General features: G+C 64.3%; 21 protein-coding genes and 1 pseudogene. 12 read left to right on the top strand and 10 right to left on the bottom strand.

Features of this window, described 5'->3' with window-relative positions:
* Positions 1–17: 17 nt before the first annotated feature.
* A complete protein-coding gene (locus tag LB569_RS13560; protein WP_224692790.1) occupies positions 18–4,805 on the bottom strand; it encodes an NAD-glutamate dehydrogenase in 4,788 nt (1,595 codons plus the stop codon).
* 137 nt (positions 4,806–4,942) lie between these two features.
* Here LB569_RS13560 and LB569_RS13555 point away from each other — a divergent pair, with 137 nt between their 5' ends.
* Positions 4,943–5,506, top strand: a complete 564-nt coding sequence (locus tag LB569_RS13555) for a peroxidase-related enzyme (RefSeq protein ID WP_224692789.1) — start codon at positions 4,943–4,945, stop codon at positions 5,504–5,506.
* Positions 5,507–5,645: 139 nt separating this feature from the next.
* Positions 5,646–7,466 (top strand): aromatic amino acid ammonia-lyase, encoded by a 1,821-nt coding sequence (locus tag LB569_RS13550; RefSeq protein WP_140702624.1) that lies wholly within the window; start codon positions 5,646–5,648, stop codon positions 7,464–7,466.
* 3 nt (positions 7,467–7,469) lie between these two features.
* On the opposite strand, the gene LB569_RS13545 is transcribed toward LB569_RS13550, so the two are convergent.
* The gene (locus LB569_RS13545; RefSeq protein WP_224692788.1) at positions 7,470–8,081 is read right to left on the bottom strand and encodes a LysE family translocator; all 612 of its coding nucleotides are present in this window, start codon (positions 8,079–8,081) and stop codon (positions 7,470–7,472) included.
* Positions 8,082–8,479: 398 nt separating this feature from the next.
* Between LB569_RS13545 and LB569_RS13540 the strand changes: the two genes are divergently transcribed.
* On the top strand, positions 8,480–9,106 hold the full coding sequence (locus LB569_RS13540) for a DUF1062 domain-containing protein (protein WP_224692787.1): 627 nt from the start codon (positions 8,480–8,482) through the stop codon (positions 9,104–9,106).
* A 55-nt stretch (positions 9,107–9,161) separates the two neighbouring features.
* Here the strand turns inward: LB569_RS13540 and typA are convergent, their stop codons facing one another.
* Positions 9,162–10,991, bottom strand: coding sequence for a translational GTPase TypA (gene typA, locus LB569_RS13535; protein WP_208699153.1), 1,830 nt, complete (start codon positions 10,989–10,991; stop codon positions 9,162–9,164).
* A 197-nt stretch (positions 10,992–11,188) separates the two neighbouring features.
* Between typA and LB569_RS13530 the strand changes: the two genes are divergently transcribed.
* Positions 11,189–11,470: a hypothetical protein gene (locus tag LB569_RS13530; RefSeq protein WP_224692785.1), complete on the top strand. Its 282-nt coding sequence runs from the start codon at positions 11,189–11,191 to the stop codon at positions 11,468–11,470.
* Between the two features lie 68 nt (positions 11,471–11,538).
* Here the strand turns inward: LB569_RS13530 and LB569_RS13525 are convergent.
* Positions 11,539–12,821 (bottom strand): annotated as a pseudogene (locus LB569_RS13525) (MFS transporter).
* Between the two features lie 75 nt (positions 12,822–12,896).
* On the opposite strand from LB569_RS13525, the gene LB569_RS13520 reads away from it, so the two are divergent.
* Together LB569_RS13520 and LB569_RS13515 are read left to right on the top strand one after the other, a co-directional pair.
* A complete protein-coding gene (locus tag LB569_RS13520) occupies positions 12,897–13,514 on the top strand; it encodes a TetR/AcrR family transcriptional regulator (protein ID WP_224692902.1) in 618 nt (205 codons plus the stop codon).
* A 44-nt stretch (positions 13,515–13,558) separates the two neighbouring features.
* On the top strand, positions 13,559–14,149 hold the full coding sequence (locus LB569_RS13515; protein WP_224537339.1) for a hypothetical protein: 591 nt from the start codon (positions 13,559–13,561) through the stop codon (positions 14,147–14,149).
* 213 nt (positions 14,150–14,362) lie between these two features.
* Here LB569_RS13515 and ppa read toward each other — a convergent pair whose 3' ends face one another.
* The 6 genes from ppa to LB569_RS13485 all read right to left on the bottom strand — a co-directional run bounded on the left by ppa (position 14,363) and on the right by LB569_RS13485 (position 19,061).
* Positions 14,363–14,896, bottom strand: a complete 534-nt coding sequence (gene ppa / locus LB569_RS13510; protein WP_224692783.1) for an inorganic diphosphatase — start codon at positions 14,894–14,896, stop codon at positions 14,363–14,365.
* Positions 14,897–15,084: 188 nt separating this feature from the next.
* Entirely contained in the window at positions 15,085–15,591 is a 507-nt protein-coding gene (locus tag LB569_RS13505; protein ID WP_224537337.1) for a GNAT family N-acetyltransferase, read from the bottom strand.
* Between the two features lie 268 nt (positions 15,592–15,859).
* On the bottom strand, positions 15,860–16,498 hold the full coding sequence (locus LB569_RS13500) for a TPM domain-containing protein (RefSeq protein ID WP_224692781.1): 639 nt from the start codon (positions 16,496–16,498) through the stop codon (positions 15,860–15,862).
* 9 nt (positions 16,499–16,507) lie between these two features.
* Entirely contained in the window at positions 16,508–17,371 is an 864-nt protein-coding gene (locus tag LB569_RS13495; protein WP_224692901.1) for a TPM domain-containing protein, read from the bottom strand.
* Between the two features lie 25 nt (positions 17,372–17,396).
* Positions 17,397–18,245, bottom strand: a complete 849-nt coding sequence (locus LB569_RS13490; protein ID WP_224692779.1) for a TPM domain-containing protein — start codon at positions 18,243–18,245, stop codon at positions 17,397–17,399.
* Positions 18,246–18,422: 177 nt separating this feature from the next.
* Positions 18,423–19,061, bottom strand: coding sequence for a LemA family protein (locus tag LB569_RS13485; protein ID WP_140702643.1), 639 nt, complete (start codon positions 19,059–19,061; stop codon positions 18,423–18,425).
* 153 nt (positions 19,062–19,214) lie between these two features.
* Here LB569_RS13485 and LB569_RS13480 point away from each other — a divergent pair, with 153 nt between their 5' ends.
* The 6 genes from LB569_RS13480 to LB569_RS13455 all read left to right on the top strand — a co-directional run bounded on the left by LB569_RS13480 (position 19,215) and on the right by LB569_RS13455 (position 24,544).
* Positions 19,215–19,466, top strand: coding sequence for a hypothetical protein (locus LB569_RS13480; RefSeq protein WP_224692777.1), 252 nt, complete (start codon positions 19,215–19,217; stop codon positions 19,464–19,466).
* Positions 19,467–19,479: 13 nt separating this feature from the next.
* Entirely contained in the window at positions 19,480–20,364 is an 885-nt protein-coding gene (gene pdxY, locus LB569_RS13475) for a pyridoxal kinase PdxY (protein ID WP_224537331.1), read from the top strand.
* Complete coding sequence (locus LB569_RS13470) at positions 20,361–21,131, top strand: DUF429 domain-containing protein (RefSeq protein WP_224692775.1); 771 nt, start codon at positions 20,361–20,363, stop codon at positions 21,129–21,131. The genes pdxY and LB569_RS13470 overlap by 4 nt, the downstream gene beginning before the upstream one ends.
* 192 nt (positions 21,132–21,323) lie before the next feature.
* On the top strand, positions 21,324–21,968 hold the full coding sequence (locus LB569_RS13465) for a carbonic anhydrase (RefSeq protein WP_224692773.1): 645 nt from the start codon (positions 21,324–21,326) through the stop codon (positions 21,966–21,968).
* On the top strand, positions 21,965–22,399 hold the full coding sequence (locus LB569_RS13460) for a nuclear transport factor 2 family protein (protein ID WP_140702652.1): 435 nt from the start codon (positions 21,965–21,967) through the stop codon (positions 22,397–22,399). The genes LB569_RS13465 and LB569_RS13460 overlap by 4 nt, the downstream gene beginning before the upstream one ends.
* Positions 22,400–22,489: 90 nt before the next feature.
* A complete protein-coding gene (locus tag LB569_RS13455) occupies positions 22,490–24,544 on the top strand; it encodes a M3 family metallopeptidase (RefSeq protein ID WP_224692771.1) in 2,055 nt (684 codons plus the stop codon).
* The last annotated feature ends 10 nt before the right edge of the window (positions 24,545–24,554 follow it).

The raw sequence follows: 24,554 nt of genomic DNA, 5'->3' as shown, positions 1-24,554 counted from the left end.
CCTCGGAAATGATCCGCTCACATCCCGGTCAGGTCGCTCATCAGTCCTGAGGCGACCGACAGCCGGGACACGGTGATGTCGCCGCCTTCCGTCAACGCCTGCAGCCGATCGCGGATGCGCGCCACCCGCTCGCCGCCGGCTTCGAGCCACGCCGCCACCGGATCGGCCGCCTTGGCCTGGCCGGTGAGCGCGGCGACCACGATGCCGCGCCGTGCCGCGCCGATCGTGTCGGTGGCCCGGGAGAGAGCGAGTTGATCATAATAGTCCGAAGGCGTGATCGAGCGCGCCGCGTCCTCGACACGCGGGATGCGGAAGGCGTCGCTGACGGCGAAGAACGCCTTTGCGGCCGCGACGATATCGGCACCGGCGGTGCGCGCCGTCAGCGCGATGTCGGGAATGAGTTCCGCCACCTCGCTCAGCGCCAGCTGCTCGGCCAGCTTTTCCGGGGCGCCGGCCTTGAACAGGCCGTGCCGCTTCTCCTCGATCCGCTCGCGCGAGAAGGCGGGCAGCAGCGATACCAGTTTGGGCTCCAGCGCCTTGCGCGCGTCCTGCAATTCGGCGATGCGCTGGCCGAGGGCCGCGGTGCCGGCGTCGTTCTTCAGATACCAGCCGCTGGTCACATAGATAAGCCGGCTCACCATCTGATAGAGATCGAGCTGCACCTGGCCGTCGATCTGGTTGTCGAGCGCGTCGATCTCGCGATAGAGCGCCGGCAGCCCAAAGCCGTCGCGCACCACGGCGAAGGTGCGCACCACGTCGGCGGCGGTGCGGCCCGTGGCCTCCTGCAGCCGGTTGACGAAGGACGGGCCGCCACGATTGACCAGATCGTTGGCCACGACACGGGCAATGATCTCGCGGCGCAGCCGGTGGCCATGGATTTCGGTGACGTATTTCTTCGCCATCCGGTCCGGGAAATAGCCCATGAGATCGCGGTCGAAATGCGCATCGTCCGGCACGTCGCTGGCGACGATGTCGGAGAACAGCACGATCTTGGCATAGGCGAGCAGCACGCCGAGTTCGGCCCGGGTCAGCGGCTCGCCGCGCGCCTCGCGCTCGGCAAGGGCCGCCGGTGACGGCAGCGTCTCGACCACGCGGTCGAGCAGGCCGCGCGCTTCGAGCGCCGACATGAAACGGCTTTGATGCGCGATGTCGGCCAGGCCGCGCTTGCGAGCGATCGAAAGCGCCAGCGTCTGCTGATAATTGTTGGACAGCACCAGGCCGCCAACCTCGTCGGTCATCTCGGCCAGCAGCTTGTTGCGTGCCGGGCGCGTCAGCGAACCCTTGCGCATGGCCGATGCCAGCGCGATCTTGATGTTGACCTCGACGTCGGAGCAGTTGACGCCGCCCGAATTGTCGATGGCGTCGGAATTGCAACGGCCGCCATTCATGCCGAACTCGATGCGTGCCCGCTGCGTGACGCCGAGATTGGCGCCCTCGCCGATCACCTTTGCGCGCGCGTCGAGCGCGGTGATGCGGATGGCATCGTTGGCGCGGTCGCCGACCTCGGCATTGGTCTCCGTCGATGCCCTGAGATAGGTGCCGATGCCGCCGAACCACAAAAGGTCGACCGGCGCCTTGAGGATGGCCGTCATGATCTCGACCGGCGTGGCGGTCGTCTTGGCGAGGCCGATCGCGGCAGCCGCGGCAGCCGGCAAGGTGATCGACTTCTGGCTGCGCGAGACGATGACGCCGCCTTCCGACAGCTTGGTCTTGTCATAGTCCTGCCAGCTCGAACGCGGCAGCGCGAACATGCGTTCGCGCTCGGCCATCGAGGCAGCCATGTCAGGATCGGGATCGATGAAGATGTCACGATGGTCGAAGGCGGCGATCAGCCGCGTCTTCGGCGACAACAGCATGCCGTTGCCGAACACGTCGCCCGACATGTCGCCGACGCCGACGACGGTGAAGGACGACGTCTGGATGTCGCGGTTCATCTCGCGGAAATGCCGCTTGACCGCTTCCCAGGCGCCCTTGGCGGTGATGCCCATCTTCTTGTGGTCATAGCCGGCCGAGCCGCCGCTGGCGAAGGCATCGTCGAGCCAGAAGCCGTGCTTCTCCGAGATGGCGTTGGCGGTGTCGGAGAAGGTCGCCGTGCCCTTGTCGGCGGCGACGACGAAATAAGGATCGTCCTGGTCGCGGCGCACGACGCCGGCGGGCGGGATGACACCGTCCAGGCCGATATTGTCGGTGATCGACAAAAGGCTGGAAACGAAGTTCTTGTAGGCCGAGGTGCCGGCCTCGAAGATCGCGTCGCGCCCTGCGCTCATCGGCAGCTTCTTGGGATAGAAGCCGCCCTTGGCGCCGACCGGCACGATGACGGCATTCTTGACCTGCTGCGCCTTGACCAGACCGAGCACCTCGGTGCGGTAGTCCTGGGCGCGGTCCGACCAGCGCAGGCCGCCGCGCGCCACCGGGCCGAAGCGCAGATGCAGGCCTTCGACCTCGGAACCGTAGACGAAAATCTCCCGCCATGGCCGCGGCGCCGGCAATCCCTCGACCGCCTGCGACTCGAGCTTGATTGCCAGCGACTGGCCTTTCGCTTTCGTATCGGCAACGAAATGATTGGTGCGCAGCGAGGCTTCGATGAGGTTCAGGTAGCGCCGGATGATCGTGTCATCGTCGATGTTGGGGACATCTTCCAGCGCATCCTTGATCTTGGCCTTGAGGTGCTTTGCCGCTACCACGCCTTCGCCTTCAGCCGTTGGGCCAAGCCGGGCGATGAACAGCGCATGCAAGCCGCGCGCGATGTCAGGATAGCGGTTGAGCGCCGCGGCAATAAAATCCTGACTTTGCGGAATGCCGACCTGCTGCAGATAGCGGCCATAGGCGCGCAGGATGGTGATTTCGCCGGACCACAGGCCGGCTGTCTGGGCAAGACCATTATAGCCGTCATTGTCGACGTCGCCGCGCCAGACAGACAGGAAAGCATCCTCGAACAATGCACCGCCATCGGCGAGGTCGATCGGCTTGCCGTAGCTGTTTTCCAGCTCCATGTCGTGGATGAAGACCATGCCGGACTGCTCGTCGCCGACCTCGAAAGTCCGCTCGCTGATGACGCGGAAGCCGATATTCTCCAGCACCGGCACGCGCCGTGACAGCGCCACCGGGCTGCCATGGTGATAGATCTTCAGCGCCGCCTGGTGCGGCTTCTGCTCGGCATGGCGGTAATAGTCGATGGCGATCGGATTGCCGGCGCTGATCTTGGCGATGCGTCCGGCATCGGCGAGCGCCACACCAGCGCTGAACGAATCCCGGTAGCTTTCCGGCAGCCGCGCGGCGACCGCCTTCAACGCCGGGTCGCTGCCGCTGGCTTCCGCCGCATCGGCAAGGGCATCTTCCCAGGTGCGGACGATGTCGCGGATCGCCGCCTCGATCGTCGCCTGCTCGACCTTTGGCGTCTTGCCGCCGGAGCGGCCGATGATGAAGTGCACGCGCGCCAGCCCGCCTTCGGGGAAGGCCGGGTAATAGGCCGACAGCCGGCCTTCGAACACGGTTTTCAGATAGGTGCCGATCTTCTCGCGCACGACGCTGTCATAGCGGTCGCGCGGCACGAAGACGAGGATCGAGACGAAGCGGTCGAACTGGTCGGCGCGCACCAGCGCCCGCACGCGCGGCCGTTCGATCAGGCCGAGAATGGCCGCGGCGTGCTTCCTCAGGATCGGCACCGGCACCTGGAACAATTCGTCGCGCGGATAGCTTTCCAGCACGTTGATCAGCGCCTTGCCGGAATGGTCGTGCCGGTCGAAGCCCGACTTGGCGATGATGGTTTCGGCCTTGGACCTGAGATACGGGATCTTCATCACCGAGCGCGTGTAGGCGGTCGAGGTGAACAGGCCGACGATGCGCAATTCCCCCGCCAGCGCGCCCTTGGCGGTGTAGGTCTTGACGCCGATGTAATCGAGATAGATGCGCCGGTGCACCAGCGACTTGGCATTGGCCTTGGTGACGATCAGCGGCTCCGGTCCATGCAGGAAAGCACGGATTTCGGGCGTCGTCGTTACAGCTTCGGTGCCGCGCCTCAGCACCAGCACGTCGGGATCGGACAGGATGCCCAGGCCGGGTTTTTCGGCGCGCTCCAGATTGCCGCTTTCCTCGCCGCCCGTATATTTGAACTCGCGCATGCCGAGGAAGGTGAAATTATCGTCGCGCAGCCACTCCAGGAAGGCGATGGCCTCGGCGACGCTCTTCTTGTCGAGCGGCACCGCGGAATAGCGGAATTCGGAGATCGCCTGATCGAGCCGCGCCAGCATCGGCCGCCAGTCGTTGACCGCGGCGTGGACCTGGCCGAGCATCTTGCGCAGCCGCTCGGCCAAGCCGGTTGCCTGCTCGGGCGTCAGCCGGGGAATGTGGACGTGGATGACGCTCAGCCGGTCGTGGCTGCCGTCGTCCTTGGCGAAATTGCCGTCGCCGAGAATCTCGTCCACACCTGTTTTACCGTGGCGAACCGTGATCACCGGATGGGTAACCAGGGTCGGCTCACCGGATGTCTCCGTAACTTCGCCCAGGATGGAATCGAACAGGAACGGCATATTGTCGTTGACGACCGTGATGACCGTCACCGGGCGGCCTTCGCGAACGACGCCCGAATCGGCCTCGACGGCGACGACGCACTCCCCCTTTTTGTGGGCCGCGACCGCCTGGCCGGCGAGATCGGCGGCGCGTTCGAGGTCGGCGGCGTCGTAGGCGGCGATATCCTCCGCCGGTGCGCGGGCGAGCAGGTAGTCGGCAAGCCTGGCCGGCCTGTCCTCCGTCTTCGCCGCGACGGCCTTCTTCTTCGACTTAGCTGCGGACTTCACGCTGGCCATGACGCTTCTTCCCTCCCGTCGCATGCTTTTGCGACTATGGTAGCAGATGACCGCTGTTTGGCGACAAAGGTTTGACGGCTTGCCTAGAATTATCGGAATTCGGCGGCAAGGCATCACGTGACGAGGAGGAATGATCCATGACCGGCAAAATCACCGCGCTTGACCTGGGTTCGGGAGAGTTGAGCGAGGCGACAAAAGCCTATTTCGCCAAATGCGAGGAAAAGCTCGGCCTCGTCCCCTATGTGCTCAAGGCCTATGCCTTCGACGACAAGAAACTGCGCGCCTTCACCGACATGTACAATGATCTGATGCTGGGCGAATCCGGATTGTCGAAGCTGGAACGCGAGATGATCGCGGTCGCCGTCTCCTCGATCAACCATTGCTACTATTGCCTGACCGCTCATGGCGCGGCGGTGCGCCAGCTCTCGGGCGACCCCCTGCTTGGCGAGATGATGGTGATGAACTTCCGCGCCGCCGACCTCTCACCCAAGCAAACGGCGATGCTCGAATTCGCCGTCAAGCTGACGCAAGAGCCGGCCAGGATCGTCGAGGCCGACCGCGCGGCGCTGCGCCAGGCCGGCTTCAGCGACCGCGACATCTGGGACATCGCCTCGACGGCGGCCTTCTTCAACATGTCGAACCGCGTCGCGGCGGCAATCGACATGCGCCCGAACGACGAATACCACGCCATGGCGCGATAGGGCCACGCGCGCTCCACCATCGGGCCTGTTTCTCATCAAGCGTTGACAGGCGAATGCAGCCAGCTAGTTTTCTGGGAAACAAAATTTCCGAGGGGTGAAACTTCGTGCCGAGGCTGACGCTTCGAGAATGGGAGCCCTTATGCCTGAGCGAATTGCCAAACCCCGGATTTTTCTCTGCGCCCTGACCGTGACGTTGGCGCTCGCGGCGCCAGCCGCCCACGCCTTCGAGGCGGCGACCACCTACCAGCCCATTTTCGAGACGGCGGCGGCCAAGACAGTCACGCTGACCGGCCGTGACCTGACCGTCGACCAGGTCATCGACATCGCCCGCAACGGCGCCAAGGTCGAGCTAAGCCCCGAGGCCCTGCAGCGTTCGGCTGATGCCTATGGTCTGCTGCTCGAAGGGGCCGCCGAAGGCGTCACGATCTACTGGTTCAACCGTGGAGCCGGCGATCAGCGCGAAACGGTGATCTTTTCGGGCGACCCGACGACGCCGGAAAACACCAAGCTGCTCAAGGAACAGCAGCTCGCCCGCTTCAAGGGCGGCGTCAACCGGGGCTACGGGCCGGAGCTGCAGGAAGAAGCGCTGGTGCGCGCGATCATGGCGATCCGCGCCAACACCATGTCCTACGAAGCGGCCAGCCCGCAGCTGACGCATATGCTTGTCGACATGCTGAACAAGCGGGTAACGCCGGTGGTGCAATCGCGCGGCACGCTCGGCGAAGGTGACCTCGCGACACTCGGCAACATCGGCGCGGCCATGGTCGGCGAAGGCGAAGCCTATCTCGACGGCACACGAATGCCCGCCTCCCAGGCCCTCTCCCAGGCCGGCCTGAAACCGCTCGAACCGTTCGCCGCCGACCAGGCCGCGCTGATCAGCACCAACGCCTATGCACAGGCGCAGGCGGTGCTCTTGCTGGAGGACGCGCGAAAGCTGCTGGAATGGACGGACCTCAGCTACGCCATGGGGCTGAACGGCATGAATTCCAGCGTGACGCCGATTTCGGTGCCGGTGCAATCCATGCGGCCTTACCCATGGCTGACATGGGATGCGGCGAGGATCATGGACATGATCAAGGGCAGCTATCTCTTCGACGACGATCCGGCCCGCATCATCCAGGACCCGGAAAGCATGCGCGCCTCCAGCCAGCGCCAGGGCTCGGCCTGGCAGGCCTGGGCGGATCTGCGTCAATCCGTGCTGCTTTCCATCAATTCGTCGGATCACAATCCGGCCATCCTGCCCGGCCTGACGCCGCAGAGTTCGCCGGAGCTGAGCACGCCGCAATTCATGAAATATTACATCAAGGGCGGGCCACTGAGTAACGGCAAGTCAGGCTATATCTTCTCCAACGCCAACTGGGATCCCTATCCCATGGCCAATCAGGTCGAGGCTTTCACCATCTCGCTCACCAATCTCGGCGTCGCGGTGGCGCAGCGCATCGAGCGCTTCCGCAATCCCTTCTTCACCGTGGTCAAGCCGGCCGATGTGCTGAAGCCCGAAGAGCGCAAGGACATCCCGACCTTCGACGGTTATCTGCCGACCGATCTCTGGCAGGAACTGGCGGACCTCGGCACGCCGGTGACACCGAACGGCCAGGCAATCGTCGCCACCGTGGAGGACCTCGAAGCGCAAACCCGCATCAAGACGCAGCGCGCCCGCGAGGCGGTCGACGTCTCCTTTCACCTCGTGGCGCAGGACCTGCTGACGGCAAGCTACTGGATGGAAATCCGCAAGGAGCAGAACCCGCAGCGGAAATTCGGCGACGCGCCAACCGCCGCGCTTGAGGCGCTGCGCCAGGTGATCCCCTGGCGTCAGGCGGCATCGGAACGGCAAAAGCGGCCGCTCGGCATGGTCGCTTACGATTTCATGCAGGAGAATCCGGCCTCGAAATTCTATTCCGGCGGACCGCCAGCGCCGCAGCCCGCCGCCATGCCGGCGGCTGGGGTCTTGCCGAGATAGACCTTAGCGCGCGGCGATGGCCGCCGCGGCTCCGGCCATCGTCGTGGCGCTGACGCGGTTGGCGATCTTCATGGCGCGCTTGCTCTTCAACAGTTTGCGCGCCTGCGAGGCGGCGAGCACCCAGGCGAGATCGATGGCGATCAGCACCACCGCCATCGTCGCCGTCAGTTCGACCCAGCCGACGAGACTGACCGAAGCGAGGTCGATGATGGTCGGCAGCAGCGCCAGATAGAACATCATGATCTTGGGATTGCCGAGCGTGACGGCCATGCCGGCGAAGAACAGCTTGCCGGCCGAATCTTCACGCGGCATCTCGCCCTCCTTGGCGTCGACAGGCGCCGTCCACATCTTCCAGGCAAGGTAGGCGAGATAGGCGACGCCAGCCCATTTCACGATGACGAAAGCGAGATGAAAGGTCTGCGCCACCACGGCGAGCCCGAACACCGCCAGCGACAGCCAGATGCCTTCGCCGATCCACATGGCAAGCAGGAACGGGAACACATCGCGGAAGCCCTTGGAGATGACCCGCGCGACAAGTGCGGCGATCGATGGACCGGGCGAGCCGGCGGCCACGAACAAGGCGGCGGCGAAGATCAGCAGCGAGGTCAGGTGCATTGCGGTGTGCCTCTGTCTGGACAGACTTTGAAGTCCGACATTAGCGCAAGCGATCGAGCCGTGGTAGCGCCGACAAAAAGACGCTTGCCGGTCCGGCGTCACGCCGATAGAACGGCCGCCGCGAAACAATTCCGAGCTTCACTTTGCCTCAGTAACCGCCGGTCTCGTCAACTCCCCCGACACCTGCATGGCGCCGCGTCAGCGGTGCCTGTTTCGTTTCATGTGTTCCTCTGGGCGGCGGTTCGAGACCGGTTTGGCATTGCTGGACCGCTGTCGCTCGGCTTTGCGCCAACGGCACCTGACCTCACGATCTCCGCAGCCACCCGCCACGCCGCGCCCGCAAGGGCATCTCGACATCGCCGACCGGATGAACTTCCCGACGGGAAGGACTTACCGGCATGTCTTCCATCCTGCGCGTCCACTGGACGATCGCGCCTGAAATCGCACCACGCCCGCAGATCAACTGCAATCGATGCGGCGGCTTGAAAGCCTATCGCTGCAGCGGCAAATTCCGCGTCAACGCCAACGGCAAGCGCATCGACGTCTGGCTGATCTATCGCTGCGTCGACTGCGACAATTCCTGGAAATTCGGCATTTTCGAGCGCTGCAACCGCCGCGACATCGAGCCGACGCTGCTCGCGGCGCTCGAAAGCAACGATCCAGGTCTGGCACGTCGCCATGCCTTCGACATCGTCGCCCTGCGCAACCAGGTTGGACGCGTCGAGGAATTCGCCTATGCCGCCGTGCGCAAACAGGTGATCGGCGAGACGAAGCAAGGCGCGACGGCGCTGGAACTCCGGCTCGGTTTGGAAGTGCCGGTATCGCTAAGGCTCGACCGCTTGCTGGCCAGCGAACTCGGCATCTCGCGGTCGCGACTCCAGGCGCTGGAGGGACGACAACTGCTGCTCGTTGATCCCGAGGGGAGCAAAGCCCTTCGCAAGCCTGTCCGCGAGGGAACGACGATCCGCGTCGATCTTGCCGGCGAACCGGATCGGCAGGCCATCATCCTGGCCGCTGGCGGATAAAAAAGGGGCGAGGCACCGATGTGCCCGCCCCTCTGTCCGTTCCGTAAAATGGAAATTACGCCGCGCCGACCGCCTTGGACGACTTCTCGAAGCGCTTGCGCTCGTTGGGGTCGAGATAGAGTTTGCGCAGGCGGATGGTCTTCGGCGTCACCTCGACCAGCTCGTCGTCCTGGATCCAGGCCAGCGCGCGCTCCAGCGTCATGCGGATCGGCGGGGTGAGCTTGACCGCCTCGTCCTTGCCGGCGGCGCGGATGTTGGTCAGCTTCTTGCCCTTCAGCACGTTCACTTCGAGGTCGTTGTCCCTGGAGTGAATGCCGATGATCATGCCTTGATACACCTTGACGCCCGGATCGATGACCATCGGGCCACGGTCTTCCAGGTTCCACATGGCGTAGGCGACCGACTCGCCCTGCTCGTTGGAGATCAGGACGCCGTTGGTGCGGCCGGGCAATTCGCCCTTGTAGGGCTCGTAGGCATGGAACAGCCGGTTCATCACGGCGGTGCCGCGCGTGTCGGTCAACAGTTCCGACTGGTAGCCGATCAGGCCGCGCGTCGGCGCGTGGAAGACGATGCGCTGGCGGTTGCCACCCGAGGGCCGCAGTTCGACCATCTCGGCCTTGCGCTCCGACATCTTCTGCACGACGACGCCTGCATGCTCCTCGTCGACGTCGATGACGACTTCCTCGACCGGCTCCAGCAATTCGCCGTTCTCGCCCTTCTGCATGACGACGCGCGGACGCGAGACGGCGATCTCGAAGCCTTCGCGGCGCATGGTCTCGATCAGCACGGCGAGCTGCAATTCGCCACGGCCCGAAACGAAGAACGAATCCTTGTCCGGCGATTCCTCGATCTTGAGCGCGACATTGCCTTCGGCCTCGCGCAGCAGGCGGTCACGAATGACGCGGCTGGTCACCTTGTCCCCTTCGGTGCCGGCGAGCGGGCTGTCGTTGACGAGGAACGACATCGTCACCGTCGGCGGGTCGATCGGCTGCGCATGCAGCGCCTCGGTCACCGCCAGGTCGCAAAACGTGTCGGCGACGGTGCCTTTCGACAGGCCGGCAATGGCAACGATGTCGCCCGCCTGCGCTTCATCGATCGGCTGGCGCTCGAGGCCACGGAAAGCGAGGATCTTCGAAATGCGACCGGTTTCAATCTGGGTGCCGTCATTGTGCAGCACCTTGACCGCCTGGTTGGACTTCAGCGTGCCGCTCTCGATGCGGCCGGTGATGATGCGGCCAAGGAACGGGTTAGCCTCCAGGATGGTGCCAATCATGCGGAACGGGCCGGGATGCACGGTCGGCGCCGGGACATGCTTGATGACGAGATCGAACAGCGGCGCGAGTTGCTGGTCCTTGGGGCCCTCGGGGTTTTCCGACACCCAGCCGTCGCGGCCAGAACCGTAGAGGATCGGGAAGTCGAGCTGCTCGTCGGTGGCGTCGAGCGCGGCGAACAGGTCGAACACCTCGTTGACCACTTCGACATGGCGCGCGTCGGGCCGGTCGATCTTGTTGATGACGACGATCGGCTTCAGGCCGACCTTAAGCGCCTTGCCGACGACGAACTTGGTCTGCGGCATCGGCCCTTCGGCCGCGTCGACCAGCACGATGGCCGAATCCACCATCGACAGGATGCGCTCGACCTCACCGCCGAAATCGGCGTGGCCGGGGGTGTCGACGATGTTGATGCGGGTGTCCTTCCAGTCGACCGAGGTCGCCTTGGCAAGAATGGTGATGCCGCGTTCTTTTTCGAGGTCGTTGGAATCCATGGCGCGCTCGGCGACGCGCTGGTTGTCGCGGAAGGAGCCGGACTGCTTCAAAAGCTGGTCGACCAGGGTGGTCTTTCCATGGTCGACGTGCGCGATGATCGCGATATTACGGAGGTTCATGATTCTGGTCTCGGAAGCGTTGCAGGCAGCAGGCCAAGGGCGCTGCCTCTTTCGGTTGCGCGGCTCATACAGGGTTTTTCGCAGTTGCGAAAGGGGACGCGCGACACCAAATACTCATCAAATCTTAATGGTCTCGGTGTGAAATGATTTTGTTAACCAAGGCGGGAACCTTTCGAGGCCCGGACAGTTCGAACGTCATGACCGATAGACTCAACCGTTTTTGGCCGCTTATCGCGTCCGCCGCTTTCGCCATGCTGCTGGCGGCCAACGCCGCGCAGTCGGCGGCGACGCTGAAGGAAGCGCGCTCTCTCCTGCCGCCTGAGGCGCCTTCCGCGCAACAAGCATTCGCCGACGCGCCCGATGGCGTCGACCCGATGGTGACCGGCCCGGTCAGCACCGCCTTCAAGCAGAAACAGGCCAGCGCCAATTGCGATGCGGCGGTTTGGCCCAACATTCCGATGGTCTGCTACCCGGATTGATGGTTTGGGCAGCCGGCAAAGCTGCCAATCTCACCCCTCGTGGAGAGAACGCCAATTCCCCTGCCGCCTCAAGCCGCCTGCGGTTCAGGATCGAAAGCCGGCCGGCTCGTATTGATCAGTAGCGAAATACAGGCGGCGGCGATCGCCGTCATGCCGGCAATCAGGAACGCCAGTTCGTAATTGCCCTGCAGTTCGCGCATCGTGCCGCCGAAGGCCGCGGCGGTGGCGGCACCCACCTGATGGCCGGCGACGATCCAGCCGAACACGATCGGCCCGCTGCGGTCGCCGAAGGCTTCGTTGGCGAGCCTGAGCGTCGGCGGTACGGTGGCGATCCAGTCGAGCCCGTATAGCACGGCGAAGATGATCAGGCTGGTTGCCGAGAAGCCGGAATAGGGCAGGTAGATCAGCGACAGGCCACGGATAGCATAATAGACGCCGAGCAGCTTGCGCGGGTCGAAGCGGTCGGTGAGCCAGCCCGACAGCGTGGTGCCGATCAGGTCGAAAATGCCCATCATCGACAGCAGACCGGCCGCCTGTACTCGCCGATGCCCATGTCGCCGCAGAACGCGATCAGATGCGTGCCGACAAGGCCATTGGTTGTGAAGCCGCAGACGAAGAAGGTGGCGAACAGGTACCAGAACACTCTTGTGCCTGCGGCGCGGCGCAACGTGTTGAGCGTATGCGCCAGGAAGTTGCCTTGTGACGCGGGCGAAGTCGGCGGCACATCATCCGCCTCCGCGCCATAACGCACCATGCCGATCGAGGCCGGGCGCTCCGGCACCAGCAGCCAGACAAAAGGGATCAACGCCGCGGTGGCGATCGCGACGGCGATGACGACAGGCTGCCAGCCGCCTGCCTGGGCAAGCGAGGCGATCAGCGGCAGGAAAATCAGCATGCCGGTGGCACTGGAGGCCGACATCAGCCCCATGACAAGGCCGCGATTGGTCTTGAACCAGCGGTTGACGATGGTGGCGCCGAGCACGCTGGCGACGGCGCCGGATCCGATGCCGGAGAAAACGCCCCAGGTGATGAACAGATGCCAGGGCTTGGTCATGAGCAGGCTGAGCGCGGTCGAAGCCGACATCACCACCAGCGACGCCAGCAGCGTGCGGCGCAGCCCGATGCGTTCCATGAGCGCGGCGGCGAACGGACCGGTCAGCCCGTAGAGCAGGATACCGACGCCCGCGGCCAGCGAAATGACGTCGCGCCGCCAGCCGAAGCTGTTTTCCAGCGGCAGCATCATGACCGACGGCGCGGAGCGCAGGCCGGCCGCGATCAGCAGGCAGAGGAAGATGACGCCCACCACGACGAAAGCGTAGCGCTGGCCAAAGGGACGGGATTGAGCTATCATGTTACTGACCGGTACGTTGCAAGGTGGGAGTATGTATACGTACCGATCGGTAACATTTGTCAATCGAGTCCCATGATGCCAGCCGACAAAAATATTGAACTGACCATCAGCGACCGTCATGCATCGGCGCCACCCAAGGCCGCCAAGAAGATCCTCGACGTGGCCTATGACCTGTTCTACCGGCGAGGCATCAGGGCGATCGGCGTCGACGAGATCGTCAAGCGCGCCGGCGTCACCAAGCCGAGCCTCTATCGCAGCTTTCCTTCCAAGGACGAACTGGCCGCTTCCTACCTCAGGCAATACGACCACGAGTACTGGGAGCGGTTCGACGAGGCCGTTGCCGCCCATCCCGGCGATCCCCGCGCACAGATCATCGCTTTCCTGACTCGCGTCGGCAAGCGGACGCAGAAACCGGACTATCGCGGCTGCGGCATGACCAATGCGGCCGTTGAATATCCCGAGCGTGGCCATCCGGCTCGCGTGGTGAGCGAGGACAACAAACAGGAACTGCGCCGCCGGCTGCGTGCCATGGCGGCCGCGATGGGCGCGCAGGACCCCGACACGCTGGGCGACGGGCTGCTGCTGCTCATCGAAGGCGCCTATATCAGCGGCCAGCTGTTCGGCCTCGGTGGCCCCGCGCAGTCGGTCGCCCGCAACGCCGACCTGCTGATCGAAGCCAGCTTGAAGAAATAGCGATTGGCGGTACGCTGTTCCGGCCCGAACCGGAGGTGTCCGTCATGCGTGCCGTTCTGATCCCGCTTGCCCTCGCCGGTCTCTGCCAGGCAGCCCATGCCGGCGACATTTCCAGCGCCTACACCGACCTCGACTGGACGAAGGACTGCGTGACCTACGCGCAGGCCGAAGGCGACGGCGAGTGGGCCGATCTCGCTTGCTCAGGCTATCGCGGCTATCCCGTGCTGATCGCCTATGATGATGCCCGTGAATCGCTGTTTTACGGTTTTCCACCCGGCGGCGACATGACATCCGTCTGGGAGAGCTTCTCAGACTTCAGTTCTTCGGGCGCCAGGATCGAATGGCGCATCGAAACGACCCGCGACAGGGCCGTTCCGTTCGCTGTCATCCATCGCCGCACGGTCAGCAATCCGGAGGATGACAAAAAGTCGACGGATGTGCTGCTTGTCGCCAAGGTCGGCCAGATGGATGGGCGGGAAAGCTGCACGGTCGGCCTTGTCCTGGCCACCGGCAACCCGCAAGCCAACGATCAGGCGCGAAAACTCGCCGACGAAAAGGCGCGCACCTTTGCCTGCGGCAAGGACCGGCACACAGCCATCGGCAATGTGCCTGCCTTTGGGAGGGTGGATAACTGAGCACCAGTAACTTCGTCGTCCACGGGCGGAGCAAGGAGCGACACGGCGCAGAATTCTGCGCCGCCCCGCACTGCACCTGGGCGTCACGGCATGGATACCAGGGTCTACGCGACGCCGCTTCGCGGCTGCTCCGCCCTGGTATGACGAAGCTGAGAGGCTTCTCCAACCCTACCGGCCGTGCAAGGTAAGGGGTCCGTAGGGTCCCAGCGTCGCCTACTTGCTCGCCTTCGCCCGTTCAACCGCGTCGACGATCATCTTCTTGGCGTATTTGGAATCGTGCCAGCCTTCGATCTTGACCCATTTGCCGGGTTCGAGATCCTTGTAGTGCTCGAAGAAGTGCTGCACCTGCTGGCGCGTGATGTCGGGCAGCTGCGTGTATTCGGTGACGTTCTCGTAGCGCAGCGTCAGCTTCGGCGACGGCACGGCGATGATCTTTTCATCCTGGCCGGCATTGTCTTCCATGATCAGCACGCCGATCGGCCGCACATTGATGACGCAGCCCGGCACCAGCGCGCGCGTGTTGCAGACCAGCACGTCGATCGGGTCGCCGTCGCCCGACAGCGTGTGCGGCACGAAGCCGTAATTGCCGGGGTAGCGCATCGAGGTGTGCAGGAAGCGGTCGACGAACAGCGTGCCGGCCTCCTTGTCCATCTCGTACTTGATCGGCTCGCCGCCGATCGGCACCTCGATGATGACGTTGACGTCCTCAGGCGGATTCTTTCCAGTGGCTATGGCTTCGATGCGCATGGCTTTTGTCCCTCTCTCGATTGGCAGGAGATAGCGGGCGGCGCAAAATGGTGCAATGCGGCGAATGGCGCTCACATGCATCGGGAGCCACGCCAATGCGTCCGGCGCGTTCAATCATCGGCACAAGATATTTCAGCGGCGTGATTTGCGTGAGCCCGGGACTGCGCCTTCCGCGATCGCCCCGGCAGTCATTCCCAGATGAAGGCGACCTTCTTCAGCGCCTTCTGCTCGAAGATCTCGACACCCTCGGCGATATCGCGGCCGCCGGCCCCTGCATAGAAGGCGAGCGCGTTCTGGTTGTCTTCCAGCGCCCACACCACCATGCCTTTCAGCCCATGATCGGCAAGCCGCGCCCTGGCCGCCGAAAACAGCCGCCTGCCGAGACCGATGCCCTGATATTCCGGGCGCAGGTACAGTTCGTAGATCTCGCCCTGCTGCTTGAGCTCCTTGGCGCGGTTCTTGCCGATCGTCGCATAGCCGGCGATCGTGCCGCCGATCTCGACGACCAGCACGGTGGCCGCGCGGCGGATGGCATTCGCCCACCAGTCGGCTCCCCGGCGGTTGATCATCGACGTCAGCGTGCGGTGCGGAATAATGCCGGAATAGGCGCCGCGCCAGGCTTCCAGGTGCACTTCGGCGATGGCGCCGGCATCGCGCGGGTCTGCCTTCCGAATGTCGATCGTCAGCGTATTCATGATTTGTTAACCATAAACCCGCATCGGGCGATTGCAAGAGTCCGGGCGCCCCGCCAACCGCTTTCTCACAGCCGATCCTGACATTGCAGACATTGCCCAAAGCCTGCCTGAAAACGCGCTAAGCCGAGGCGGATGGCGTGGCTTTTGAGAACCGAAGCGCAGCGGACTTTTAGGTCCGTGAACTCAGTTCTACTGCGACGCAGTAGAGCGGGGAAGCACAGAAAGCCGCGTCAGGCGTCCGGCTGAGTAGCGTTTGCAGGCAGGCTTTTCAGATTTCGACCAGATGGTCGTCCAGCTCATTGGTATCACCCAAGGTGACGGGGAAATGCTCGGCCAGCACCGCCCCGACCTGTCCGATCGCCTTGACGAAGCCGTCGGCGAGCCGGTCGTCGCCGGCATGGGCGGTGAGATCGCGCACCACGCCGTCCCAGACATGTTGGCCGACCTTGGCGTCGATGCCCGAATCGGCGACCACCTCGGCATAGCGCTCGGCGATAGAGACGAAGATCAGCACGCCGGTCCGCGCCGTGGTGCGGTGGACGTTGCGGGCGAGGAACTGCTTGACCGCATTGGCGTGCGCCGCCTGATAGCGCAGCCGGCGCGGCACCATGTGGATGCGCAGGCCGGGCAGCGCCCACAGCAGGGCCAGCACGCAGGCCAGCGCCAGAAGCTCGGCGATGACGAAATGCGGCAGCCGGATGGTGAGCCACCAGGCCTCCAGCCCATAGGCGACGGCGAGGCTGACGATCAGCATGCCGAGCGTCGCCATCAGCGCGGCGGGAGCGAAATAGCCATCGCTGGCATGCGCCACGACGCAATAGATCTCACCATCGGTTTGCGCTTCGGCGGCGCGGATCGCAGCGGCGATGCGCTCATGATCCTGCGGGCTGATCGGTCGTGTTGCCATGATCTTGTCTCACCAGCTTCCTGAAGAACCGCCACCGCCGGACGAGCCGCCGCCGCCCGAAAACCCGCCGCCGCCGCTGCTCGACCCCGAGGACCACCCGCCGCCGCCAGACGACCAGCCGCCGCCAGACGATCCCGTCGTCCAGCCGCCGGTTCCGGATGATCCGCTCGGCCCCTGCCCGTAACGAAACGTCATGCCCAGCCATCTATACACGCCCGGCGACAGCTTCGTGCCGAACATCGGCGGCAGGAAGGCCATGGCCAGGCCACCGAAGAACATCGTCGCCCACAGGATCAGGAACACGGCGACGATCGGGTCCATGGGAGTGCTGTTGTCGGCGGGATTGCGGCGGCCGCGCGCCTCAAGTTCCTCCGGATTGCCTTCCAGCACCATGACCATGTCATCGACGGCCTTGGAGATACCACCGGAGAAATCGCCGGCACGGAACGCCGGCACCATGTCGTTCTCGATGATCAGCTTGGTATGCAGGTCGGTCAGAGTGCCTTCCAGACCATAGCCGACCTCGATACGCATCTTGCGGTCGTTGGGCGCGACGAGCAGCAGAACGCCGTTGTTCTCCTTAGCCTGGCCGAGCTTCCAGAAGCGGAACAGCCGGTTGGCGTAGGGCTCGATCTCCTCGCCGCCGAGGCTCGGGATGGTGGCGACGACGATCTGGTCGGAGCCCTTTGCCTCGAAATCCGCCAGCTTCTGCGTCAATGCCGCTTTCGTTCCGGCATCGATGATGCCGGCATTGTCGACCACCCGGCCGGTCAGCGCCGGGAGATCGGCGGCCAGGGCGGCGATCGTGGCAAGCAGCAGCGCCGCCAGGGTGATAAAGGCCAGGCGCAGTCGCGAAGCGAGTTGGCCGGGCATCGAAGGAACGGCAGCTATCACCATGCTACCAGCTTCCCGAGGAGCCGCCGCCCCCGGACGAACCGCCGCCGCCCGAAAAGCCACCGCCGCCACCACCCGAAGACCAGCCGCCGCCGGAACTTCCGGACGACCAGCCGCCGCCGGATGAGGACCGCCGATGCGGCTCGAAGGTCATGCCGAGCCAGCGATAGCGCCCAGGCCCCAGTTTCTGGCCGAAGATCGGCGGCAGGACCGAGGCCGCGATGCTGCCGAAGAAAATGATCGCCCAGATGCCGATGAAAATGGCGAAGAACAGGTCGTCGGAATTGAAGGGCGCCTGCTCGTTGCGCTTGCCGCGCGCCTCCAGTTCCTCCGGATTGCCCTCCAGCACCATGATCATGTCGTCGACGGCCTTGGAGATGCCGCCCGGGAAATCGCCGGCGCGGAACGCCGGCACCATGTCGTTTTCGATGATCAGCTTGGTGTGCAGGTCGGTCAGCGTGCCCTCCAGCCCATAGCCGACCTCAATGCGCATCTTGCGGTCGTTGGGCGCGACGAGCAGCAGAACGCCATTGTTTTCCTTGGCCTGGCCGAGCTTCCAGAAGCGAAACAGACGGTTGGCGTAGGGTTCGATTTCCTCGCCATCGAGGCTGGGAATGGTGGCGACAACGATCTGGTCGGAGCCTTTTGCCTCGAAGTCGGCGAGTTTCTGGGTCAGCGCGGCACGGGTGCCGGCGTCGATGATGCCGGCATTGTCGACCACGCGGCCAGTCAGCGCGGGGAGATCGGCGGCGAACGCGGTTAGGGGGAAAAGGAGGATGCCGGCAAGAAGGCCAAGAAAGGTAACGTAGGCGCGAGGCCCCCCTCTCTGTCCTGCCGGACATCTCCCCCTCAAGGGGGGAGATTGGCGGCTTCGCTGCCGGCTCTCACTTTGAGAGGTTGAAAATTGGCCAAAGCCTGGACAACGGCTGATCTCCCCCCTTGAGGGGGAGATGTCCGGCAGGACAGAGGGGGGTGTTTGCACGCCAGCGGTCCGTCTTGTGGCAAAGAGACGCTCAGCCGATTTCGCGAATTACCCGCCCTGCTTCGTGCCGAAATCGACCTTCGGCGGCTGCATCTTGTCTTCGTCGACAGTGAAATTGGCGAAGGGCTCGTTGCTCCGGAACCAGAATGTCGCCCACAGCACCGACGGGAAGGTCTTCAGCGTCAGATTGTAGTCCTTGACCGCCTGGATGTAGTCGCGGCGGGCAACGGCGATCCGGTTTTCCGTGCCTTCGAGCTGCGCCTGCAGCGCCAGGAAGTTCTGGTTGGCCTTGAGGTCGGGATAGGCCTCCGACACCGCGATCAGCCGCGACAGCGCGCTGGTCAGCCCGGACTGGGCATCCTGGAACTTCTTCAGCGCTTCGGGATCCTTCAGCGTTTCCGGCGTCACCGTGATCTGCGTCGCCTTGGCGCGCGCCTCGACCACCGCGTCGAGCGTGTCCTTTTCATGCGAGGCATAGCCCTTCACCGTCTCGACCAGATTGGGGATGAGGTCGGCCCGGCGCTGATACTGGTTCAGCACCTCGCTCCATGCCGCCTTGGCGTTTTCCTCCGCCGTCGGGATGGTGTTGTAGCCACAGCCGGCAAGCAGCGGCAGCACGATTGCCATCATCAGGAAGGCGGGCAGCGTGCGGAATGTCGACGGTCGGGCAAGGCGCTGGGCAAGCATGATGGGATCCCTCGATAGAAGTTGCATGCGAAGCATTACCACAATCGGCGCGCAAGAAAACGGCAACGGCGTGCCAGGAATACACCGCGCCTCGCAGGGCCCTGTGATTGGCCGCGCGAACGCGATAAGCTCCTGTGAAAACAGGACATCATCATGGCGCAACGCCAGGACAACGACAGCGAATCGCGCCGTATCCTCGAGCGCGTCGCGCAGGAGACCGATCCGGCCGGCAATTCTTTCGTGGCACGGACGACGAAAGGCGTGCGCGACCATGTCTCCGCCGTCGATGCCGACCGAACGGATCCGATCGAGGTCTGGGGCACGCGTATTGGCCGGATACTCGGCCTGCTTCTGGCGCTGGGCCTGATGGTCTGGCTCGTGCTTTTCCTCACCCGGGGCAGCTAGGAATCAAAAAACAATGAGCGCCGAAAAACCCGACGCGCCGCGCGCGGTCATCGTCATTTCCAGCCATGTCGCCCGTGGCTCCGTCGGCAACCGCGCCGCCGTCTTCGCGCTGGAAACGCTGGGGTTTCCGGTCTGGGCGGTGCCGACAATCATCCTGCCCTGGCATCCCGGCCATGGCCGCGCCACCCGCATCGTGCCGCCGCTCGACCAGTTCAAGGCGCTGATGGCCGATCTGGAGCGCGCGCCGTGGCTCGGTGAAGTGGGCGCGGTGCTCTCCGGTTACCTCGGCGAGGCCGGCCAGGCCGAGGCCGTCGCCTCGCTGGTTGCAGCGGTCAAGGCCAGGACGCCTGATGCCGTCTATATCTGTGATCCGGTGATGGGCGATTCCGGCGGCCTCTACGTGCCCGAGCCCACCGCCGCCGCCATGCGCGACCGGCTGATGCCGATCGCCGACATCGCCACCCCCAACCGCTATGAGCTGGAATGGATGGCGGGCGCGCCGCTGCCCGACCTCAAATCGGTGATCTCGGCCGCACTTCATGCCGGACCGTCGACCATGCTGGTCACCTCGGCACCGTCGATGATTTCAGGCGGCACCGGCAATTTGCTGCTCGACGGCACGCAGGCGCTGCTCGCCGAACATCGCCTGATCGACAAGCCGCCGAACGGTCTGGGCGACCTGACGGCGGCGGTCTACCTGGCGCGCATCCTCTCCGGCCAGCCGGCGATCAAGGCGCTGCAGTCGACCACGGCGGCGGTCTACGAGATCCTGGCGCGCACGGCCAAGCGCGGCGGCGACGAATTGCAACTCGAAACCGATGCGCAAAGCCTGTCGCACCCGATGGCCATGGTCCAGCTTCGCCACCTGACGCATCCGGGGCGGGACCGTCGGGCGTGACCCCGGCCAAGGTCGCGCTCGTCGGCGCCGATGGCTGCAAGGCCGGCTGGATTGCCGTGCGACGCAATCCGGGGATCGCGCCGTCGGTCGATGTCTTCCCCACATTCGCTGCCCTGCTGGCAACGATCCCCGATGACGCGATCGTCGCCGTCGACATGCCGATCGGCCTGCCGGAGTTGTCGCAAAAGGGCGGGCGCGGACCGGAAGCGCTGGTCCGCCCGCTGCTCGGCGCGCGCCAGTCCAGCGTCTTTTCGATCCCGTCCCGCGCCGCGCTCTATGCCGATACCAGCGGCTTCACCACCGTCGAAGCCTGGTACGCCGCGCATCGCCAGGCGAGCGACGTGGCCAAGGCCACATCCGATCCACCGCGCGGCGTTTCCATCCAGGCTTTCGGGATCTTTTCCAAAATCCGTGAGATAGACGCGTTGCTGATCGCGCAGCCCGATTTGCGGCGCCGCGTCTTCGAATCGCATCCGGAAGTCGCCTTCTGTCGCCTGAACGGCGATCAGGCTATGTCGCTGCCGAAGAAGTTCAAAGGCGCGGTCAACCCGGCAGGCATGGCGGAGCGCAGGGCACTGCTTTGCCGGCACGGCTATGCCATGGATTTCCTCGACCAACCGCCGCCCCGTGGTGCGGCCGCCGACGATTTCCTCGATGCGGCCGCGATGGCGCTGATCGCCGGCCGCATCGCCAGCGGCGAAGCAAAACCGTTTCCCGACCCGCCGCTCGCTGACGGTTTTGGCATACCCGTCGCCATCTGGGCGTGACAATGTCCGCAGGCAACCCGCTTCGGCGCATGGCATTTGTGGCCAGCCCCTACAATTCCGCATTGCTCGAAGCGGGCTTTTACCGTTAGAGCCTTCCTCGGCCGCAACGCATCGGCCCGAAAGCCGGAATCGGTTTTCGCGTAAGCAAAATAGCAGAGCTGCCGCCTCCAACCGGAAAGGCCTTAGCCGCCCATGCCTCATCTTCCCGAACACCTCCTCGTCGGCTACCGCAATTTCATGAACGGCCGCTACCTCACCGAGAGCGGCCGCTATCGCGAACTCGCCCGCGAAGGCCAGGCGCCCGAAACCATGATCGTCGCCTGTTGCGACTCGCGATCCGCGCCCGAGGCGATCTTCGACGCCGGCCCCGGCGAACTCTTCGTGCTGCGCAATGTCGGCAATCTGGTGCCGCCTTACGAGCCGGATGGCGAGTTCCATTCGACCTCGGCCGCGCTCGAATTCGCCGTGCAGAGCCTCAAGGTCAAGAACATCGTCGTCATGGGCCACGGCCGCTGCGGCGGCATCCGCGCCGCGCTCGATACCAATTCCGCGCCGCTTTCTCCCGGCGACTTCATCGGCAAGTGGATGAGCCTGATCGCGCCGGCCGCCGAAACAGTGTCGGCCAGCACCTTCATGACGGCGACGGAGCGCCAGACGGCACTCGAGCGCATCTCGATCCGCTATTCCATCGCCAATCTGAGGACTTTTCCCTGCGTCTCGATCCTCGAGGGCAAGGGGCGGCTGTCGCTGCACGGAGCCTGGTTTGACATTTCGACCGGCGAACTCTGGGTGATGAATAAGGAGACCGGCGATTTCGAGCGGCCGGTGCTGGAATGAGCGGCACGGCGCGCCGAGTGATGAACGTCCGGCCCGTCGTTTTCACCGCCGTCGCACTGCTGATAGCGATCGTTGCCGCCCGCGCCGATGACCGTGCCCTCATCAGCCGCTGGTATTCGGCGCTTCTGGTCGCCGACCGCACAGAACTCGCCGACCTGCTCGCCGACGATGTCCGCATCAAGCTCGACGACCTTGGCGTCGTCCAGAGCAAGCAGGAATTCATCGCTTCGCTCGACGAATGGAAAGGCGCGGTTGCCGGTGCCGCTATCCGGCACCGCATCGAGAAGAGCGAAGGCGGGGTCACCACCGTGATCGCCTGCTACGATTTCCCCAACAATGACATGCTGATGCAGGAAACCTTCGCGGTGAGCGACAACCGCATCACCGCCAGCTCGCAAGCCGCGATCGCTGAAAACTGCGAGGGCTACTGAGGCGGATCGCCCAACTGGCATATTGCGGGCCCGCGGGCCGCGCCCTACATCGGTGACACCCTCCTTCCCGATGCCAGCGAAAGACCCTCCATGCCCTCTACGAAAGCCGTCGACCTCGCCGCCCATCCCTTGACCGCGTGGCAAGGACCGCTCGGCCTGCCCGATTTTGCCCAGATTGGCGACGGTGATTTCTCCCCGGTCTTCGACGCCGCGCTGAAGGCGCATGAAGCAGAGATCGACGCGATATCAGGCAACGAGGAGGCGCCGACCATCGAGAACACGCTTGCCGCGCTGGAACTGGGCGGCGAGGCGCTCGATCACGTCTCGTCGATCTTCTGGTGCCGCGCCGGCGCCTATACCAACGAAACGATCCAGGCGCTGGAGCGCGACATTTCGCCGAAGATGTCGAGGCATTTCTCCGCGATCTCGATGAACGAAAAACTGTTTGCCCGCATCGACGACCTCTACCAGCGCCGCGAGAGCCTGCAGCTCGATCCCGAGACGCTGCGTGTCCTGGAGAAGACCTGGAAGGGTTTCGTCCGTTCCGGCGCCAAGCTCGATGCCGACGGCAAGAAGCGGCTGGCCAAGATCAGTGAAGAGCTGTCGTCGCTCGGCACGACTTTCGGGCAAAACGTGCTGGCCGACGAGCGCGACTGGGCGCTGTTCCTCGACGAGGCGGACCTTGCCGGCCTGCCGGACTTCGTGAAAAGCTCGATGGCCGAGGCCGCCGAGATACGTGGCCAGAAGGGCCGCTACGCCGTCACCCTGTCGCGCTCGATCTACGAGCCGTTCACCACCTTCTCCGAGCGCCGCGACCTGCGTGAGATTGCCTATCGTGCCTTCACCATGCGCGGCCAGAATGGTGGTGCGTCCGACAACACGGCCGTGGTGCGCGATATGCTGAAGCTGCGCGCCGAAAAGGCGAAGCTGCTCGGCTATGCCTCCTTCGCCGCGCTCAAGCTCGACGACACCATGGCAAAGACATCGAAGGCGGTGCATGCGCTGCTCGACCCGGTCTGGGAAAAGGCGCTGGAAAAGGCCGCCGCCGACCAGAAGGAACTGGAGCGGCTTGCGGCGCAAGCCGGCAGCAACGAAAAATTCGCCGCCTGGGACTGGCGCTTCTACCAGGAAAAGCTGCGCGCGGAAAAGTTCGCTTTCGATGAGGCCGAACTGAAACCCTACCTGCAGCTCGACCGCGTCATCGACGCCTGTTTCGACGTGGCGACACGGCTGTTCGGCATCACTTTCGAGGAGAAGCAGGGGATCGCAGCCTGGCACCCGGACGCGCGCGTCTTCGTGGTGAAAAACGCCGATGGCAGCGAGCGTGGCCTGTTCCTGGCCGACTATTTCGCGCGGCCTTCAAAACGCTCCGGCGCCTGGATGAGCGCGCTGACGTCCGGCTACCGTCTCGGCCATGGCTCCAGGCCGGTGATCTACAACATCATGAACTTCGCCAAGCCGCCGGCGGGCGAACCGGCGCTGCTGTCGGTCGACGAGGCGAAAACCTTGTTCCATGAGTTCGGCCATGCGCTGCACGGCATGCTGACCGACGTCACCTGGCCATCGGTTTCCGGAACCTCGGTCAGCCGCGACTTCGTCGAGTTGCCTTCGCAACTCTACGAGCACTGGCTGACAGTGCCGGCGGTGCTGGAAAAGCACGCGCTGCATGTCAAGACCGGCAAGCCGATGCCCAAGGCGCTGCTCGACAAGATGCTGGCCGCGCGCACTTTCGGCGCCGGCTTCGCGACCATCGAATTCACCGCCTCGGCGCTGATCGACATGGCCTATCACGCGCGGCCCGATGCGCCGGAAGAGCCGCTTCGTTTCGAGGCCGAAACATTGCAAAAGCTCGACATGCCCGATACGATCGCGATGCGCCATCGCACCCCGCATTTCGGTCATGTCTTTGCGGGCGACGGCTATTCGGCCGGTTATTATTCCTACATGTGGTCGGAAGTGCTCGACGCCGACGCTTTCGCCGCCTTCGAGGAAACGGGCGACCCCTTCAACCCGGCGCTGGCCGAACGGCTGCGCAAGAACATCTACGCCGCCGGCGGCTCGAAGGATCCCGAAGAACTGTACACCGCGTTTCGCGGCAAGATGCCTTCGCCGGATGCGATGATGGTGAAGCGGGGCTTGGTGTGATTAGCCCATC

Source organism: Mesorhizobium sp. BH1-1-4 (genome assembly GCF_020165665.1).
In the GTDB taxonomy this organism is placed as follows: Bacteria; Pseudomonadota; Alphaproteobacteria; order Rhizobiales; family Rhizobiaceae; genus Mesorhizobium.
The sequence above is the reverse complement of the archived record's forward strand: the minus strand, read 5'-3'. Positions and strand labels throughout refer to the sequence as shown.

Coding starts and splice junctions, on each gene's coding strand:
- LB569_RS13485 (WP_140702643.1), bottom strand. CDS start 19,061: ATGCTTGCCCAGCGCCTTGCCCGACCGTCGACATTCCGCACGCTGCCC.
- pdxY (WP_224537331.1), top strand. CDS start 19,480: ATGAGCGCCGAAAAACCCGACGCGCCGCGCGCGGTCATCGTCATTTCC.
- LB569_RS13550 (WP_140702624.1), top strand. CDS start 5,646: ATGCCTGAGCGAATTGCCAAACCCCGGATTTTTCTCTGCGCCCTGACC.
- typA (WP_208699153.1), bottom strand. CDS start 10,991: ATGAACCTCCGTAATATCGCGATCATCGCGCACGTCGACCATGGAAAG.
- ppa (WP_224692783.1), bottom strand. CDS start 14,896: ATGCGCATCGAAGCCATAGCCACTGGAAAGAATCCGCCTGAGGACGTC.
- LB569_RS13465 (WP_224692773.1), top strand. CDS start 21,324: ATGCCTCATCTTCCCGAACACCTCCTCGTCGGCTACCGCAATTTCATG.
- LB569_RS13530 (WP_224692785.1), top strand. CDS start 11,189: ATGACCGATAGACTCAACCGTTTTTGGCCGCTTATCGCGTCCGCCGCT.
- LB569_RS13505 (WP_224537337.1), bottom strand. CDS start 15,591: ATGAATACGCTGACGATCGACATTCGGAAGGCAGACCCGCGCGATGCC.
- LB569_RS13555 (WP_224692789.1), top strand. CDS start 4,943: ATGACCGGCAAAATCACCGCGCTTGACCTGGGTTCGGGAGAGTTGAGC.
- LB569_RS13455 (WP_224692771.1), top strand. CDS start 22,490: ATGCCCTCTACGAAAGCCGTCGACCTCGCCGCCCATCCCTTGACCGCG.
- LB569_RS13545 (WP_224692788.1), bottom strand. CDS start 8,081: ATGCACCTGACCTCGCTGCTGATCTTCGCCGCCGCCTTGTTCGTGGCC.
- LB569_RS13480 (WP_224692777.1), top strand. CDS start 19,215: ATGGCGCAACGCCAGGACAACGACAGCGAATCGCGCCGTATCCTCGAG.
- LB569_RS13540 (WP_224692787.1), top strand. CDS start 8,480: ATGTCTTCCATCCTGCGCGTCCACTGGACGATCGCGCCTGAAATCGCA.
- LB569_RS13460 (WP_140702652.1), top strand. CDS start 21,965: ATGAGCGGCACGGCGCGCCGAGTGATGAACGTCCGGCCCGTCGTTTTC.
- LB569_RS13520 (WP_224692902.1), top strand. CDS start 12,897: ATGCCAGCCGACAAAAATATTGAACTGACCATCAGCGACCGTCATGCA.
- LB569_RS13515 (WP_224537339.1), top strand. CDS start 13,559: ATGCGTGCCGTTCTGATCCCGCTTGCCCTCGCCGGTCTCTGCCAGGCA.
- LB569_RS13495 (WP_224692901.1), bottom strand. CDS start 17,371: ATGCCCGGCCAACTCGCTTCGCGACTGCGCCTGGCCTTTATCACCCTG.
- LB569_RS13500 (WP_224692781.1), bottom strand. CDS start 16,498: ATGGCAACACGACCGATCAGCCCGCAGGATCATGAGCGCATCGCCGCT.
- LB569_RS13560 (WP_224692790.1), bottom strand. CDS start 4,805: ATGGCCAGCGTGAAGTCCGCAGCTAAGTCGAAGAAGAAGGCCGTCGCG.